The sequence below is a fragment of the Burkholderia sp. KJ006 genome, from assembly GCF_000262695.1.
Lineage (GTDB): Bacteria > Pseudomonadota > Gammaproteobacteria > Burkholderiales > Burkholderiaceae > Burkholderia > Burkholderia vietnamiensis.
On record NC_017920.1, the window covers coordinates 2,149,325 to 2,165,623 of the forward strand.

General features: G+C 62.6%; 11 protein-coding genes. 7 read left to right on the forward strand and 4 right to left on the reverse strand.

The window, feature by feature from the left end:
- Nucleotides 1-450: 450 nt before the first annotated feature.
- A complete protein-coding gene (locus MYA_RS09655) occupies nucleotides 451-2,958 on the forward strand; it encodes a type VI secretion system Vgr family protein (RefSeq protein WP_041493863.1) in 2,508 nt (835 codons plus the stop codon).
- A 411-nt stretch (nucleotides 2,959-3,369) separates the two neighbouring features.
- On the opposite strand, the gene MYA_RS09660 is transcribed toward MYA_RS09655, so the two are convergent.
- Nucleotides 3,370-4,464: an IS5 family transposase gene (locus tag MYA_RS09660; protein ID WP_009961431.1), complete on the reverse strand. Its 1,095-nt coding sequence runs from the start codon at nucleotides 4,462-4,464 to the stop codon at nucleotides 3,370-3,372.
- A gap of 113 nt (nucleotides 4,465-4,577) precedes the next feature.
- Here MYA_RS09660 and MYA_RS09665 point away from each other — a divergent pair, with 113 nt between their 5' ends.
- The 3 genes from MYA_RS09665 to MYA_RS09670 are packed head-to-tail and all read left to right on the forward strand — an operon-like array spanning nucleotide 4,578 to nucleotide 8,092.
- Complete coding sequence (locus tag MYA_RS09665) at nucleotides 4,578-7,169, forward strand: glycoside hydrolase family 108 protein (RefSeq protein WP_014723329.1); 2,592 nt, start codon at nucleotides 4,578-4,580, stop codon at nucleotides 7,167-7,169.
- The gene (locus tag MYA_RS29570; RefSeq protein ID WP_081059467.1) at nucleotides 7,166-7,828 is read left to right on the forward strand and encodes a hypothetical protein; all 663 of its coding nucleotides are present in this window, start codon (nucleotides 7,166-7,168) and stop codon (nucleotides 7,826-7,828) included. The genes MYA_RS09665 and MYA_RS29570 overlap by 4 nt, the downstream gene beginning before the upstream one ends.
- 12 nt (nucleotides 7,829-7,840) lie before the next feature.
- Entirely contained in the window at nucleotides 7,841-8,092 is a 252-nt protein-coding gene (locus MYA_RS09670; RefSeq protein ID WP_011885477.1) for a PAAR domain-containing protein, read from the forward strand.
- Between the two features lie 181 nt (nucleotides 8,093-8,273).
- On the opposite strand, the gene MYA_RS09675 is transcribed toward MYA_RS09670, so the two are convergent.
- From MYA_RS09675 to acs, 3 genes are all read right to left on the reverse strand, one after another.
- Complete coding sequence (locus tag MYA_RS09675; protein ID WP_014723330.1) at nucleotides 8,274-10,289, reverse strand: sodium:solute symporter family protein; 2,016 nt, start codon at nucleotides 10,287-10,289, stop codon at nucleotides 8,274-8,276.
- Nucleotides 10,290-10,292: 3 nt separating this feature from the next.
- On the reverse strand, nucleotides 10,293-10,643 hold the full coding sequence (locus MYA_RS09680) for a DUF4212 domain-containing protein (protein ID WP_011885479.1): 351 nt from the start codon (nucleotides 10,641-10,643) through the stop codon (nucleotides 10,293-10,295).
- A gap of 86 nt (nucleotides 10,644-10,729) precedes the next feature.
- Nucleotides 10,730-12,712 (reverse strand): acetate--CoA ligase, encoded by a 1,983-nt coding sequence (gene acs / locus MYA_RS09685; RefSeq protein ID WP_011885480.1) that lies wholly within the window; start codon nucleotides 12,710-12,712, stop codon nucleotides 10,730-10,732.
- 316 nt (nucleotides 12,713-13,028) lie between these two features.
- Here acs and MYA_RS09690 point away from each other — a divergent pair, with 316 nt between their 5' ends.
- The 3 genes from MYA_RS09690 to MYA_RS09700 all read left to right on the forward strand — a co-directional run bounded on the left by MYA_RS09690 (nucleotide 13,029) and on the right by MYA_RS09700 (nucleotide 16,201).
- Nucleotides 13,029-13,931 (forward strand): DMT family transporter, encoded by a 903-nt coding sequence (locus tag MYA_RS09690; RefSeq protein WP_011885481.1) that lies wholly within the window; start codon nucleotides 13,029-13,031, stop codon nucleotides 13,929-13,931.
- A gap of 122 nt (nucleotides 13,932-14,053) precedes the next feature.
- Entirely contained in the window at nucleotides 14,054-14,635 is a 582-nt protein-coding gene (locus MYA_RS09695; protein WP_011885482.1) for a TIGR00645 family protein, read from the forward strand.
- Between the two features lie 42 nt (nucleotides 14,636-14,677).
- Complete coding sequence (locus tag MYA_RS09700; protein ID WP_014723332.1) at nucleotides 14,678-16,201, forward strand: fumarate hydratase; 1,524 nt, start codon at nucleotides 14,678-14,680, stop codon at nucleotides 16,199-16,201.
- Nucleotides 16,202-16,299: the final 98 nt, after the last annotated feature.

The window sequence follows — 16,299 nt, forward strand, 5'->3', positions numbered from 1 at the left end:
CATCCGTCTTATCCGGATGAAAACTCCGGTCAGGAAAGTGACTGATGCTGGCGTACGTCCAGGTAGGGGGCGCGTGCGCACTCGTGCTCGACGTTGCCGACGGAAAGACGATGTGCCCCTTATCATCCGGTGACGGGATATGACGCCGCATCGAAAATCGGTAATTATTTACTCACCACATAACGAGACAGCCACAAAATAGTAAAAATTACATGCCCGATGGTTTCGAGAAGACTTTCAAAAATGGTTACCGGACATTTACCGTATTGAATTCCCTTTGATATGATCTTTCGCGCGATCAGCCGAGGCGCGGCTTATAGGATTTCCGCACCAAAATGAAAGCAAATCCAAATAAATCGTTATGTGTTTGAAAGATTCATTTGGCACTGACACAATTCCGGCGCCGGGATGTCGGATAACGATCGCGTTCTCGAGAAACGGGGTAATGGCATGAGCGGGGAAGTATTGCTGAAGGTGTTGCGCGGCGGTTACGCGCAGTTCGATCGCATCGTCAAACTCGACACGCCGCTCGGCGAGGACTGGCTCACGCCGCTGTACGTCAAGGTCAACGCGCGACTCGGGCGCAATTTCGAAGTGACCGTCGACGCGTCGTCCGTCATGGGCGACAAGATCAAGCTCAGCGCGCTGATGCTGCAACCCGTCACGCTGTGGATTCGCCAGACCGACGGCGGCTATCTGCCGATCCATGGCTATGTGCAGCGGGCTCGCCGCCTCGGAAACGACGGGAGCGTCTCGTATTTCCAGCTTCAGTTTTCTTCGTGGCTGAGCTTTCTGAAGCTGAGCAGCGATCGGCGCGACTGGCAGGAAGCGAGCGGCTGGCAAATTCTCACCGACGTGTTCGACAAGCATTCGCAGGCTTCCGGTAACTATGGGCAGGAACTGCGCGCGGCGATGCGCTCGTATTCGCACCGCGTGCAGTGGGAAACCGACTGGAATTTCGTGCATCGCAGCCTGGAGGAAGTCGGCGTATTTGCGCGCTTCGATTTCGCGAAGGATGGCAAGTCGCACAAGGTCGTGATGATGGACGACCTGTATTTCGGGCCGTCACTGCCGAATTCGGAGATGAAGTTCAGCCACGCGGGTACCGACGAGGATTTCGATGGCCTCACGCAGCTGAGCGAGCAGCAAGATGCACAAAGCGCAACGCTTGCGCTCGGCACCGTCGACTACAAGCGCCCGGATCTCGACAAACAAATCAGCATGCCGGCGGCCGACCTGGAAGATCTGCCGGGCCAAGGCGAGGATTATCTATATACCGGCTCACAGACCTGGGCCGAATCCGATGCCGGACAACAACAGGCGCGTATTCGAACCGAGGAATGGGCGTCCAGGGCAAAGCGCTATTTTGCGATCGGTAGTCCCCGCTACGCGCTGCCCGGCTACTGGTTCAAAGTGTCGGGGCATCCCGTCCTCGACGCATTGCCTGACGAAGAGCGCGAACTGTCGATCATCGCGAGCGATTGGCTGATTCAAAACAACTTGCCAGGAATGGACGCCCTAACCCGCTTCCCGCGCAGCCTGCGCAGCGAGATCGAACAGGTGAAGGCGGCCGGGGCCGGCGCGACCGTGAGCCACCGCGATGGCAGTATCGGATTCTTCCACGTCGAGATCGAAGCGCAACGCCGCAAGACGCCGTTCCGCAGCCCGTTCGAGCATCAGAAGCCGGAGATGCATTTGCAGACGGCGATCGTCGTAACCGATAGCGACGAAGAAATCGCCACGGACGATGGCAATCGCGTGCGGGTCCGGACGTCGAACAGCCGGAACGATCGCAATACAAAGTCGACGTCGTGGATTCGCGCGGCGATGCCGGACGCAGGCTCGAAGCGCGGCGGCTACTTCCCGTTGCGCAAAGGTGATCAGGTGCTCCTCGGATTCGTCAATGGCGACTGCGACCGGCCCGTCATCGTGTCGCGTTTGCATGGGGGCGCAACGATGCCGGTGTGGCATACGCACGGCCTGCTGTCCGGGTTTCGTTCGCGTGAGTATGGCGGCGACGGCTTCAACCAGCTCGTCATGGACGATGCGACGGGGCAGAACCGGGTTCACCTCTACTCGTCTAGCTACAGTTCTCACCTGCATTTGGGTTACCTGATCGAACAATCCGATAACACGCGCGGCTCGTTCCTTGGCAACGGGTTCGACCTGAAGTCCGGCGCGTACGGCGCTGTGCGCGCCGAACAGGGCCTCTATGTATCGACGCAGCCGGCCACCGCCCAGCCGCTGAACGTAACGGCCGCCACCGATCCGCTTGCCGGCGCGGAAGCCGTGCTCGAGACCGTGTCGAAGGCCAGTGAAACGAACCGCGCCGAAAGCCTCCAGGACGGTCAGGCCGCGCTGAAGTCGTTCACCGACGCAACGCAGCACACGGTCGCGGGTTCTGCCAGCGGCGGCCGTACTGCCGGCGGCGGCACGGGCAATGCGAACGGTTTTTCGAAACCGGTGATGCTGCTGTCGAGTCCTGAAGGTATCGCCGCGTCGACGCAGCAATCGGTGCATGTGACCGCGAACCAGCACGCGAACGTTGTTGCAGGCAAGAACGTTAACTTGGCCGCCGGTAAAGCGTTACTGGTCAGTGTGCTCGACAGAATCAGCCTGTTCGCGCAAAACCTCGGCGTCAAGATTTTCGCGGCAAAGGGACCGGTAGACATTCAGGCGCAAAGCGGCTCGGCCTCGCTGGTGGGGCTGCAGGACGTGAAGATCGAAAGCGCGGACGGACGGCTGATTCTGACGGCCGCGAAGGAGGTGTGGATCGGCGCGGGCGGCTCGTATATCAGCATCAAGGGCGGTTTGATCGAGAACGTGACGACCGGACAGATTCTGGAAAAATGCGGGAATTGGGACAAGTCGAGCGGCGCGAGCGGGACGATTCGCGATCCGTTGCAGGCAACACCGGTGTCGACTGACGGCGGGCGGGGTTCGCTCTTCTCCGGCTGACGCCTGGCCTGGCAACCCCGTAGCGACAAAAAAGAGAAAACGAGAGATTCCGAGAAACATGAGCAAAAAAAAACCTTCCCAGAAGCCAGCCGCGCCGGCCAACCCCGCAGCCGCGCCGAGCACACCCGCAACACCGCCTTACACGCCGCTGAACTGGGCCTTCCCATTCACTCCCGCCGGCAAGGAGGACGCATCCGATCCGATGACCTACATGAAGGCTCTTGCGGTCGCTGAGGATGGATCCTATCCACTAGCAGGCTGTTGAAAAGCGCCTCGTTCCGACGATCGGGGCACTGTTTAAAAGGGTTTCGTATGCGATTGGCCGCTGAGTTGCTGACGAATCGTGCCGGATGCCCCGCTTGCGAGCGGGCCGGCCGGCGCGTTGCCGCGCAACAGCTACGGTTGGGCGGCTCATCGCGCTGCTCCCTGCGGCACCGCTGCCAGTATTCGAGCCATTCGAGTCAGGTTGCTCGCCAGCATCGTCAGCTTGAAGTGCTGGTCGACTCGCTTGATGCCGCGATACGCGGTCTGTCGGATCCTGCCGACGGTCTTGCCCCAGCCGAAGTGCTCTTCGATGCGCTTGCGAATCACCTGGCTGATGCCATAACCGGCGTGCCGCGAGGTGCGGCCATCGATCGCGCTGCCGCCTTGATGCGCGTCGTTGCGCGCGACATGCGGCGTCACCTTGCGCGCACGACAGTCCCGCACAAAGTCGCGCATGTCGTAACCCTTGTCGGCGCCGAGCGTCTTGGCGTGACGGCCCGGCACGCAATCGAGCAAGCGCAACGCACTTGCGCGTTCGCCGAAACCGTCAGCGTGGCTGACCACCGCGCCGACCACCAAGCCCGAGCGGTTCTCCATCAGGATGTGCCCCTGATAACAAAGGATGGCTCCGCTTTGCCGCCCCTTGCGGAACAGGCGCGCGTCCGGATCGGTGCTCGATTCATGCGTATCGTTGCTGCGCCGCTTGCCCTTCCAGTCGGTGTCGACATTGCGACCACCGCCGGCTGGTGGATCGTCCGAGCCGTCCTTGGGCCGGAAGCTCTTGTGGCTGGCCCAAGCCTGGATCAGCGTGCCATCGACCGAGAAGTGTTCTCTGGACAGCAGCCCTTGCTTGTCGGCCAAGCTCATGACTTCGGTAAAGAACGCTTCGACCACTTCGTGCTCGAGCAGACGATCACGGTTCTTGGAGAACACCGAGTGGTCCCAGACGGCGTCTTCGATCGCCAGTCCGACGAACCAACGGAACAGCAGGTTGTAGCGCATCTGTTCCATCAACATGCGCTCGCTGCGCACCGAGTACAGCACCTGCAGCAGCAATGCACGCAGCAGTTTCTCCGGCGCAATCGACGCACGGCCGCTATCCGCGTAGATCGTGCCAAACAGCCCATTGAGCCGCTTCAGCGCTTGATTGACCAGCAGCCGAAGCGGCCGCAACGGGTGATCGGCCGGCACGAAGTCTTCCAGCTTCACCGTCGTGAACAGCGGTTCTTGCATCTCGTCCATTCCGCGCATCGCTCTCGTCTGCCCAAGATCATGAACACGATATCTCTAACGCACCGCTCGCAACGCCCGTTTACACCGTATCCAATTTCAACAGCCTGCTAGGCGCGAACGGTATGTGGCACGGCGGCATCCACTTCGACCAAAACACGAGCGCGCAACTGAAGCAAGGCGACGGCATTCGCGCGATTGCCGACGGTGAAGTCGTCGCGTACAGACTCGACAGCAAATATCCGGAGCAGGATTACCAGGACGGCCGGCACGCGCTATATTCGACGGGCTTCGTACTGGTCCGCCATCAACTGCAATTGCCACCGCCTCCGCCGCCGAAACCGGCCCCCGCGAAAAATTCTGATGGGGAGCCCGTACCAGCGTCCAATTCGACGCCGGCACAGAACAAACCGGCGCCGGATGAGACGCTCACACTCTTCAGCCTGTACATGCATACGATGGACTGGAATAGCTACCAGTCGGCAGCGAAACAGGCAAAGGTCGCTCAAGTCGACCTATCCAAGCTGAACATAGCGCCGATGCCGTATTGGGAAGGCGACCGTTACTACCGGGTCGGCGAAAAAGCGCAGGACAAGCAAGATGGCCCATTGCCGAAGGCACCTATGCCGCCGCAGCGAAACAGTGCCGATAGTGATCCGCTGGGCGACCTCATCCGAAACAATTTCGAACCGCCGGCCGAACCGGATCAAGCAGGGAACGACGCGACACCGCTCCCCTCCCCGATCATGGGGCTCCGCATCCGTGATCTGCCGAACGGCAAGATCATTGGCATCTTGCCGAAGGGTGCGGAATTGATTGTCTCGGATACGGACGAACAGGCAAAGGCAAAGCCCGGTTGGGCGAAGATCAAGACGATCAAAACCGGTACCGCGGTCGCAGCAACCGTCGGTCAGCCTGTATCACCGCACGCACCGTACGGATACGTCTTCCTGGGGGAGCTTGATCCTATAGTGGACACGAAACCGCTGGACACGGTCGTGGTGCTCAAACAACCATACGCAGTCAAGGCAGGCGACGTGATCGGCCACCTCGGTCATTATCTGCGCTACCCGGATGCGAAGCTGTTGCCAGCGAAACCGACTCGGCCACTGCTGCACTTGGAGGTGTTCGCCGGCCCCGAGCTCGAAGCGTTTATCCAAAGGAGTCGAGAGCGAGCCAAGCAGTTACCTGCGTCCAAAGCGTTTCTGGAAATCTCGCCGGGCGCGCGGCTGGTCAGCGATCTGCCGGAACCGGACCAGAAGTTGCAACCCGGCGTCAAACTTGCACCTCTCGCCGGCGACTCGAAGGGCAAGTGGGTCAAGGTACAACCGAAAACGGCCGCCCCCGTACATGGCAGCCGCCACGCGAAACCGGCATTCAACGACGCCGGTACGCCTGTCTGGGTCGACGGCAGCCTCGCCGACACGACCACTACCGCAATCGTACCCGGTTGGAAGGATTTCCCGTTGAGCTTCTCGAACGCAAAGGGGCCGGGCGCGGATTTCCGTGACGTGTTCCGAACTGCCGACCTGGAGAAGAACGGCGCGGGGAGCATCGCGAAAGACGACAAGGGGCGCCGCTGGTATTACGTGACGATCGGCGCCAAGGACGGCAAAACACGCGATGGATGGGTATGCGAGCGAGACCATCCGCTCGTGCGAATGTGCGGGCCGTGGGACTGGCCGGGCTTCGAACTGATCGATAACAGTAGCATCATGCCGATCGACATGCTCAAGCGCTACATCCACGTCGCAGAACTGTTTCTGGCCGACGAAGATAAAACCGAATTCGAGACGAGCGCGGCCACGGTCAACGGAAGTCCGCTTATAACGACGCTCGAGAAGGCCATTGACGCGAACCACGATGGGAAAGTGACGGCTCAGGAACTGAAGCACGCGCAGGAAACGCGGTGGATGGCAGAAGCCCTCTCCCACCTCGTCGTGCGCTGCGAAAGTGAATGGGGCGGCGGCCTGGGTAAGTGGGAAGCGCTGTCGCCGCTGATGAAGAAGCTGCTGTGGCTGTGGAAGACCGAAATCGAACGAATCGGTAAGTTGCAGTGGTGGGAGCAGGTCACCAGCGTGAAGGGTTTTCCGAAGGACCCTAACCCGTGGCATCTCCATCCGATCGGGTTGATTGGAAACTTCGCCCAAAAAAGCGAAGAGGGTTGTGGCGATTGCGCCGCTCGCTTCAAGAAGATATCTAAAATTATTCTGAATCACGAGGGTGGAATTGTGAACAACAAAAACGATAAAGGTGGGTTCACAAATAGAGGGATAGCTTGGCCGACGTGGCAGAAATATGCCAAGGAAGATCTTGGGGTTGAGCCAACCGTCGAAAATCTAAAAGCGCTTACAGAGAGTCAAGCGGAGGTAATTTATTTGAAGAGATTCTGGGAGCCTAAAGGATTTTGCCAATTCCGTGACGACCGCGTTGCTCTTATGACATACGACTGGACGATTACATCTGGCGGCGCCGTTAAGCAAATTCAGAAAATGCTGAATTCTAAATACGGAGCCGGGGTGGGTGAAGATGGCGGTCTTGGCCCCAATACAATCAAAGCGATAAACGCGGTTCAAGATCAGGACCAGTTGCTCCAGGATATCGCAGAAATTCGCCGGAAATATTACAAGATGCTGGTCGACAATGATTCTAGCCAAGTCGTTTTTTTGAAGGGCTGGCTTGGCCGTGTTGACGATTGCCTTCAGGTAAAACTATGAATAGATTGATGCGCATTTTTATTGGTCTGTGCCTTCTTATTGGATTCGAGGCGGCGATTGCGCAAGTGCCTCAAACTGAGGTGAGCCCACTTCTTGGGGAATGGCGGTATGTGTCTGCTCAACACGAAGGCAAGAAGCCTTATTCCACTTTTGTCATTAAATTACACAAATCCTCAGGCAATCAAGTCGCAGGGAGCTATTGCTTTATCACCGATGAAGGGCGAAGAATTGATTGCGACCCAGAAGGAACGAACAATCTGGATGGAACGATGTCGCCCGACGGCTTGCACGCCACGATCAACTTCTTCTCGTTCTTTGGCGCAAAAAATGGAGTCTCGGATATTTCATTAAATAACGGAGAGCTACACTGGAAGGTGACAAAAAATCCAGATGGTGATTTTTTTTACGGCCCATTCGACGTTTACCTGACCAAGGACAGCAAAGCATCCAAGAATAGGCAGGTGATCGCGAATCGAGCGTACCTATACGCAGAACCATTCAGTAAAAATAAATCAAAATCCTACATAATAAAAGGGGATGTGGTTGAATTGTTGAATATTTCTGACGACCTCAAGTTCTGGAGGGTTAGATATACTGCGAAAGACGGAAGGATTATAGAGCGCTGGATTGAGTGCGGCACAGTTAACGCATGCCCATAGCCCGGAACGAAGATGATCAATTTGATTCGGGTAGGTGACGACACCGACCACGGCGGCAAGGTCGAAACAGGGTCAACTTCGATGCGCTTCGATGGCCGCTTTGTCGCCCGCAAGGGCGACCGCGTATCGTGCCCGCAGCATCCGGATGTCTCACCGAACCTCATCGAAGAAGGCGATCCGTCGATGACGGACGACGGCATCCCGATCGCACGGCATGGCCATCGCGCCACGTGCGGCTGTCATCTGATCTCGAGTCTTGCATAATCCAGAGTTCGAACAGCCTATACGTCGTCCACGACAATCCGCGCTCTCGGAGGAGCCGCTCCGCGGGCGCTGGAAGCCGTCAGCCGCGCCGTTGCGGCGACACCCGCTCATATTGCTCGAACGCGTCTTCCATCGATCACTAGCACTGAGCTGACCGCATGACGCCGCCCCTCCCTCCCCCTCAAGGATGCCGAATATAATCCACCAACGACCGCGTATACTCATCCGGCTCCCGATCGACCAAACTGACCGCGATCGCCACCGCAAACCCGGCCGGCACGCCGAACACGCCCGAACTGATCGGCTCGATACCGAACCAGGTCGGCCCCGCAAACCCGGTAAGCTGCGTGAAAAGCGGATACGTCGACACGATGTAATACACGCACACCGCGAGCCCGGTCACCATCCCGGCGATTGCACCGCGCGTGGTGGTCCGCTTCCAGAACACACCGAGCACGAGTACCGGAAAGAAACTGGACGCCGCGAGCGAAAACGCCGCGCCCACCAGAAACAGAATCTTCCCCGTATTGAGCGACGCGACATACGACGCGAACAGCGCCACGCCGAGCAGCAGCACCTTCGAGATCGTCACACGCCGCTGGCTCGTGGCGTGCGGCGCGACCATGCAGTAATAGACGTCATGCGACAACGCGTTCGCGATCGTCAGCAGCAACCCGTCCGCGGTCGACAGCGCCGCCGCCAGCGCGCCCGCCGCAATCAGCCCCGACACGACGTACGGCAGGCCCGCGATCTCCGGCGCAGCGAGCACGACCATGTCCGGCTGCATCTGGATCTCCGACCACTGGACGATACCGTCGCGTATCACCTCGACCACGCTGATCAGGTCCGGTTCGAAGTGATGCCACTGCGTGACCCACGCCGGTAGCTCCGCGATCGGCCGCCCGACGAGGTTCGTCAGAATCTCGTACTTGATCATCACCGCGAGCACGGGCACGCTCAGGTAGAACAACGCGATGAAGAACAATGTCCAGCCGACGGAGCGCCGCGCGGATGCCACCGACGTCGTCGTGTTGTAGCGCGTGAGGATGTGCGGCAGGCTCGCAGTCCCGAGCGACAGGCACAACAGCAGCGCAAGAAAATTCCGCTCGCGCGGCTTGCGCGCATCTTCGCTCGCCGCGGGAAACGGCGCGTGCATCGGCACCGGCGGCTCGGCCCGCGCGAGCAGGTCGTCGCGCGCCTGGCCCCACGCCACGCGCGCCGCCGTCGGGTCGCGCGGAAAGTCGGCAAGCTCCCGTTCCCGCTGGTTGATCTCGCGCAGCGGCCCATTGTGACGCCGCAGGTCCGCCAGCTGCTCGACGAGTCGCCGGCGCGCGTCCGCATACGACGCCGGCAGGCGATCCAGTTGCGCCTGCACGAGCGCGGCTTGCCGCCGATACTCAGCGCGCACCTGCTGCTCGTCGGCGGCGTCGCGCACCTGCGCCTCGCGCGCCGCGATGCGCTCCATCAGCTTGCCGTAATTGAACTGCGGCACGGGCCCGAGCCCGTTCTTCATCGCGATCAGCGACACCGGAACCAGAATCGCACTGATGAGAATGACGTACTGCGCGACCTGCGTCCACGTGACCGCACGCATGCCGCCGAGAAACGAGCACACGAGAATGCCGGCGAGTCCGCAGAAGATCCCGATCGCGAAATCGACGCCGATGAAGCGCGTCGCGATCAGCCCGATCCCCTGGATCTGCGCGACCAGATAGACGAACGAGCACAGGATCGCCGCACCCGCCGCGAGCGCCCGCACCGCGGTGCTCGAAAAGCGCGTGCCGAGAAAGTCCGGGATCGTGTACCGCGCGAGCTTGCGCACGTACGGCGCGAGCAGGAACGCGACCAGACAGAAACCGCCCGTCCACCCCATCACGTAGGCGAGCGCGTCGTAACCGGTTGCATAGAGCGAGCCGGCCAGCCCGATGAACGACGCCGCCGACAGCCAGTCGGCCGCCGTCGCCATCCCGTTGAACGCGGACGGCACGCGCCGCCCGGCCACGTAGTATTCGACGAGATCGGACGTGCGCGACAGCAACCCGATCACCGCATACACGGCGATCGGCACGAACAGGAATACGTAGCCGATCCACACGCCGGAGCCGGTCGCGCGCTCGATGCGCCACAGCAGCAGCACGAAGCCGAGAAAACCCAGCGTGTAGAGCGCGTAGGCGCGAATCAGTCGATGCGTGAGCATGGATCAGCGCCCGGTTCCGGTTCCGACGTCGTCGGCATGCGCGGCATGCTGGTCGTACGCGCGCCGCAGCAAGCGATCGGCGCGCTGCATCAGGCCGATGTACACGACGATCAGCACGAGGTACACGAGGATCGCCCCCTGCGCGCCGAAGTAGAACGGCAGGCTGAAACCGGCGAAGCGAATGCCCGCGAGCGCGGGTGCGAAGAACGGCACGACGAACGACACGGTGAAGCCGATCGTCATCAGCACCGCGATCAGCGCGACGTTGAAGCGCCAATAGCGCGCATGGGCGCGCGCGAGCGGCTCTGGGACGGGCGGCGGCGCAGCGCGCGCCGGACGGGACGAAACGGTCATGCCGTTATTTAGCAAAAAGCCCCTGCGCGGAGCAATCGGGATTGCCGCGCAGGGGCTCGTGCGCGCAACGCGCGCGACAGGAACGTTTACCGCACCTCGGTGAGCTGCTCCAGAATCGCCGGATTCTCGAGCGTGGAGGTGTCCTGCGTGATCGCCTCGCCCTTCGCGAGCGAGCGCAGCAGGCGCCGCATGATCTTGCCCGAGCGCGTCTTCGGCAGGTTGTCGCCGAAACGGATGTCCTTCGGCTTCGCGATCGGCCCGATCTGCTTGCCGACCCAGTCGCGCAGCGCCTTGGCCAGCGCCGCGGCCTCGTCGCCTTCAGGGCGCGAGCGCTTGAGCACCACGAACGCGACCACCGCCTCGCCCGTCGTGTCGTCCGGCCGGCCGACCACGGCCGCTTCCGCCACCAGCTCGTGCGACACCAGCGCCGACTCGATCTCCATCGTGCCGAGCCGGTGGCCCGACACGTTCAGCACGTCGTCGATGCGCCCCATGATCGTGAAGTAACCGGTGTCCTTGTCGCGCACCGTGCCGTCGCCCGCCAGATACAGCCCGCCGCCGAGCTCCTCAGGGTAGTAGCTCTTCTTGAAGCGCTCCGGGTCGCCCCAGATCGTGCGGATCATCGACGGCCACGGACGCTTGACCACCAGGATCCCGCCTTGCCCGTTGGGCACGTCCTGGCCCGTCTCGTCGACCACCGCGGCCATGATCCCCGGCAGCGGCAGCGTGCACGAACCGGGCACCGTCGGCGTCGCGCCCGGCAGCGGCGTGATCATGTGGCCGCCGGTTTCGGTCTGCCACCAGGTGTCGACGATCGGGCAGCGCTCGCCGCCGACGTGCTTGTGATACCACATCCACGCGTCCGGATTGATCGGCTCGCCGACCGTGCCGATGATGCGCAGGCTCGACAGGTCGTAGCTCTTCGGGTGGACCTTGTCGTCGGCGTCGGCGGCCTTGATCAGCGAACGGATCGCGGTCGGCGCGGTGTAGAACACGCTGACCTTGTGGTCGGCGATCATCTTCCAGAAGCGCCCGGCGTCCGGGTAGGTCGGCACGCCCTCGAACACGACCTGCGTGCCGCCGCATGCGAGCGGCCCGTAGGTGATGTACGTGTGGCCGGTGACCCAGCCGATGTCGGCCGTACACCAGAACACGTCGTCGGGCTTCCAGTCGAAGGTCCACTTCATCGTCTGCGCGGCCCACAGCAGGTAGCCGCCGGTGCTGTGCTGCACACCCTTGGGCTTGCCGGTCGAGCCCGAGGTGTAGAGGATGAACAGCGGATGCTCGGCGCCGACCCATTCTGGCGGGCAGTGGTCGGACTCGGCGTCGGCGAGCTCGTGCATCCACAGATCGCGCCCGGCATGCCAGTCGATCTTGCCGCCGGTACGGCGATAGACGATCACGCTCTTGACCGCGTCGCAGCCGCCCATCGCGATCGCCTCGTCGGCGATGCTCTTGAGCGGCAGCGTCTTGCCGCCGCGCGCCTGCTCGTCGGCGGTGATCAGCGCGACCGCGCCGACGTCGACGAGCCGCTCGTTCAGCGATTTGGCGGAGAAGCCGCCGAACACGACCGAGTGCGTGGCGCCGATGCGCGCGCAGGCCTGCATCGCGACGATGCCTTCGATCGACATCGGGATGTAGATGACGACGCGATCGCCCTTGCCGATGCCGCGTTTTTTCAGCGCATTGGCGAAGCGCGACACGCGCGCGAGCAGCTCGGCGTAGGTGACGCGCGTGACGGTGCCGTCGTCGGCCTCGAAGATCACGGCGACGCGCTGGCCGTTGCCGGCTTCGACGTGACGGTCGAGGCAGTTGTACGACGCGTTGAGCTCGCCGTCGTCGAACCACGTGCAGAACGGCGCGTTGCTCTCGTCGAGCACCTTGGTGAACGGCTTGTGCCAGCTCAGGTTCTCGCGCGCGAGGCGCGCCCAGAAGCCCTCGTAGTCCTGCTCGGCCTCGGCGACGAGCGCGCGGTAGGCCGGCATGCCGGAAATGGTCGCCGTCTTCTCGAGCGCCGCGGGCGGCGCAAACTGACGGGTTTCGTGAAGAACCGATTCAATCGCAGACATCGACTACCCCTTGGTGAACATGAATCCTCTGCATGGCGGCGCGATCGTGCGCGCCGCGTCTTGGCCGGCGCTTGCGCGCCGCTGTCTCCCACTCACCCGCGCGCGGCCCGGAGGAGGCTGCGCACGATGCTGCGCCGCACCACGTCAAACGGCGACGCGCGTGCAGCCCGGCGGTTTCCACGATAAGCGTTCGAACTTACCCATCACTTACGCGGCCGTGCGCAGCACACACGTGCACTGCGTAGCGGACGGCCGCTTTACGCTGTTACAAACGCGACCCTACAATCCTAACTGAACTCGCCCCCCGGACTCCAGCTTGAATCGCTACGCCTTCTTCCTGATCCTGTCGATGCTGCTCGTCGGCAGCAACGTCGGTATCGGCAAATCCATCGTCGTGTTCGTTCCGGTCGCCATTCTCGCCACACTGCGCTTCGTGATCGCGATCGCCGTGCTGTGGCCGCTGTTCAGCCCCGTGAAGATGCGCGCGGTGCGCCGCGCCGAATGGCTGAACCTGTTTCTGCAGGCGTTCTTCGGCACCTTCATGTTCACGCTGCTGATGCTCAACGGCGTGCAGCGCACGAGCGCGGTCGCCGCCGGCGTGATCACCAGCACGATTCCCGCGATCGTCGCGCTGTTCGCCTGGCTGATCCTGCGCGAAAAACCGAACGGCCGTGCGCTCGTATCGATCGCGCTCGCCATCGCCGGCGTCGTGACGATCAACCTCGCGAACGGCAACTCCGGCAACGCAGGCAGCGCCTCCGCCGGCTCGCTCACCGGCAACCTGCTGATGCTCGGCGCGGTGTGCTGCGAATCGATCTACGTGATCCTGTCGCGTCGGCTCACGCAGACGCTCGCCCCGATCGACATCTGCGCCTACACGCACCTGTTCGGCCTGTTCCTGATGCTGCCGCTCGGCGCCGGCGCGCTGTGGCATTTCGATTATGCGAGCGTGCCGGCCGGCACGTGGGGGCTCGTCGTCTGGTACGGGCTGTCGGCCAGCATCTTCTCGTTCTGGCTGTGGATGAAGGGCATCCGCCACGTGCCGGGCAGCCTCGCGGGCGTGTTCAGCGCGGTGCTGCCGGTCGCGGCCGCCGCCTACGGGATCGCGTTCCTCGGCGAGCGCCCGACGCTCGCGCACGGCGTCGCGCTCGCATGCGTCGTCACCGGAATCGTGCTCGCGAGCCTGCGCGTGAAGCGCGCGCCGAGCGCCGCGGCCTGATCCGTCCCCGCCCCGTCGGCGCGTCGCTGCAGCCGCGCCGGCCAACGCGTTACAATAGCGCGCCGTTTCATCGCGTTTCATCGTTACCCCCGATACCTGCGCCCCGCGCCCGCACCGCCACCATGTCCGCCCCGCATTCGCCCGGCCCCGGCCGCCGCTCGCTGCGCCCGCTGCCCGCGCTGATCTTCATGAGCCGCTGGCTCCAGGTTCCGCTTTATCTGGGTCTGATCGTCGCGCAGGGCATCTATGTGTTCCTGTTCCTGAAGGAAGTCTGGCACCTGCTGTCGCACGCGAGCGGCCTCGACGAGGTCACCGTGATGCTCGCGGTGCTCGGCCTGATCGACGTGGTGATGATCTCGAACCTGCTGATCATGGTGATCGTCGGCGGCTACGAAACGTTCGTGTCGCGCCTGGGCATCGAAGGCCATCCCGACGAGCCCGAGTGGCTCGACCACGTGAACGCCGGCGTGCTGAAGGTCAAGCTGTCGATGGCGCTGATCAGCATCTCGTCGATCCACCTGCTGAAGACCTTCATCAATCCCGATCAGCACACGACGCACGCGATCATGTGGCAGGTGCTCATCCACCTGTCGTTCCTGGTGTCGGCGCTCGTGATGGCGTGGGTCGACCGCCTGACGACGCACACGCACCCGGCCCATTTCCACGAGGCGCACGCGTCAGCGGCGTCCCGACCGGCGGCCTGACGGCCGCCCATGCATTCCCCACTGTCCCACAGAGTCTCAGCCATGACCGTCATCAAACAGGAAGACCTGATCCAGAGCATCGCGGATTCGCTGCAGTACATCAGCTACTACCACCCGCTCGACTACATCCAGGCGCTCGGCCGCGCGTACGAGCTCGAGCAGAGCCCGGCCGCGAAGGACGCGATCGCGCAGATCCTCACGAACAGCCGCATGTGCGCGGAAGGCAAGCGCCCGATCTGCCAGGACACCGGCATCGTGACGGTCTTCGTGAAGGTCGGCATGGACGTGCGCTGGGACGGCGCGACGATGAGCGTCACCGACATGATCAACGAAGGCGTGCGCCGCGGTTACACGCACCCGGACAACGTCCTGCGCGCGTCGATCGTCAATCCGCCTGAGGGCGCCCGCAAGAACACCAAGGACAACACGCCGGCCGTGATCCACTACGAGATCGTGCCGGGCGACAAAGTCGACGTGCAGGTGGCGGCGAAGGGCGGCGGCTCGGAGAACAAGTCGAAGTTCGTGATGCTGAACCCGTCCGATTCGATCGTCGACTGGGTGCTGAAGACGGTCCCGACGATGGGCGCGGGCTGGTGCCCGCCGGGCATGCTCGGGATCGGCATCGGCGGCACCGCCGAAAAGGCGATGCTGATGGCGAAGGAATCGCTGATGGAGCCGATCGACATCCAGGAAATCATCGCGCGCGGCCCGAAGGACTGGATCGAGGAACTGCGTGTCGAGCTGCACGAGAAGGTCAACGCGCTCGGCATCGGCGCACAGGGCCTCGGCGGCCTGGCGACCGTGCTCGACGTGAAGATCATGGCCGCGCCGACGCACGCGGCGTCGAAGCCGGTCGCCCTGATCCCGAACTGCGCGGCGACGCGCCACGTGCACTTCGTGCTCGACGGCTCGGGCGCGGCGAAGCTCGAAGCGCCGTCGCTCGACGCATGGCCGAAGGTCCAGTGGGAACCGAACACCGAGACGAGCAAGCGCGTCGACCTGAACACGCTGACGCCGGAAGAAGTCGCGAGCTGGACGCCGGGCCAGACGCTGCTGCTGTCGGGCAAGATGCTCACGGGCCGCGACGCTGCGCACAAGCGCATCGCCGACATGCTCGCGAAGGGCGAGAAGCTGCCGGTCGACTTCACCAACCGCGTGATCTATTACGTCGGTCCGGTCGATCCGGTGCGTGACGAAGTGGTCGGCCCGGCCGGCCCGACGACGGCCACGCGGATGGACAAGTTCACCGAGATGATGCTCGCGCAGACGGGCCTGATCTCGATGGTCGGCAAGGCGGAACGCGGCCCGGTCGCGATCGACGCGATCAAGAAGCACAAGGCCGCGTACCTGATGGCGGTCGGCGGCGCGGCATACCTGGTGTCGAAGGCGATCCGCGGCGCGAAGGTGCTCGCATTCGAAGACCTCGGCATGGAAGCGATCTACGAGTTCGACGTGCAGGACATGCCGGTGACGGTGGCGGTCGATTCGTCGGGCACGTCGGTGCACCAGACCGGTCCGAAGGAATGGCAGGCGAAGATCGGCAAGATCCCGGTCGCAACCGCTTAAGCGGCGCGAACCCGCTCGCGCACAAGGCCGGACGCGAGTCCGGCCTTTTTACTTGTCGTGGCCGACATCGGCCGCGGCACGCGCACGACGGCCGCCGC

What these genes read in the sequence shown, in the direction of transcription:
- MYA_RS09655 (WP_041493863.1), top strand. Translation starts at nt 451, where the DNA reads ATGAGCGGGGAAGTATTGCTGAAGGTGTTGCGCGGCGGTTACGCGCAG.
- MYA_RS29570 (WP_081059467.1), top strand. Translation starts at nt 7,166, where the DNA reads ATGAATAGATTGATGCGCATTTTTATTGGTCTGTGCCTTCTTATTGGA.
- acs (WP_011885480.1), bottom strand. Translation starts at nt 12,712, where the DNA reads ATGTCTGCGATTGAATCGGTTCTTCACGAAACCCGTCAGTTTGCGCCG.
- MYA_RS09695 (WP_011885482.1), top strand. Translation starts at nt 14,054, where the DNA reads ATGTCCGCCCCGCATTCGCCCGGCCCCGGCCGCCGCTCGCTGCGCCCG.
- MYA_RS09660 (WP_009961431.1), bottom strand. Translation starts at nt 4,464, where the DNA reads ATGGACGAGATGCAAGAACCGCTGTTCACGACGGTGAAGCTGGAAGAC.
- MYA_RS09665 (WP_014723329.1), top strand. Translation starts at nt 4,578, where the DNA reads ATGTGGCACGGCGGCATCCACTTCGACCAAAACACGAGCGCGCAACTG.
- MYA_RS09700 (WP_014723332.1), top strand. Translation starts at nt 14,678, where the DNA reads ATGACCGTCATCAAACAGGAAGACCTGATCCAGAGCATCGCGGATTCG.
- MYA_RS09680 (WP_011885479.1), bottom strand. Translation starts at nt 10,643, where the DNA reads ATGACCGTTTCGTCCCGTCCGGCGCGCGCTGCGCCGCCGCCCGTCCCA.
- MYA_RS09670 (WP_011885477.1), top strand. Translation starts at nt 7,841, where the DNA reads ATGATCAATTTGATTCGGGTAGGTGACGACACCGACCACGGCGGCAAG.
- MYA_RS09675 (WP_014723330.1), bottom strand. Translation starts at nt 10,289, where the DNA reads ATGCTCACGCATCGACTGATTCGCGCCTACGCGCTCTACACGCTGGGT.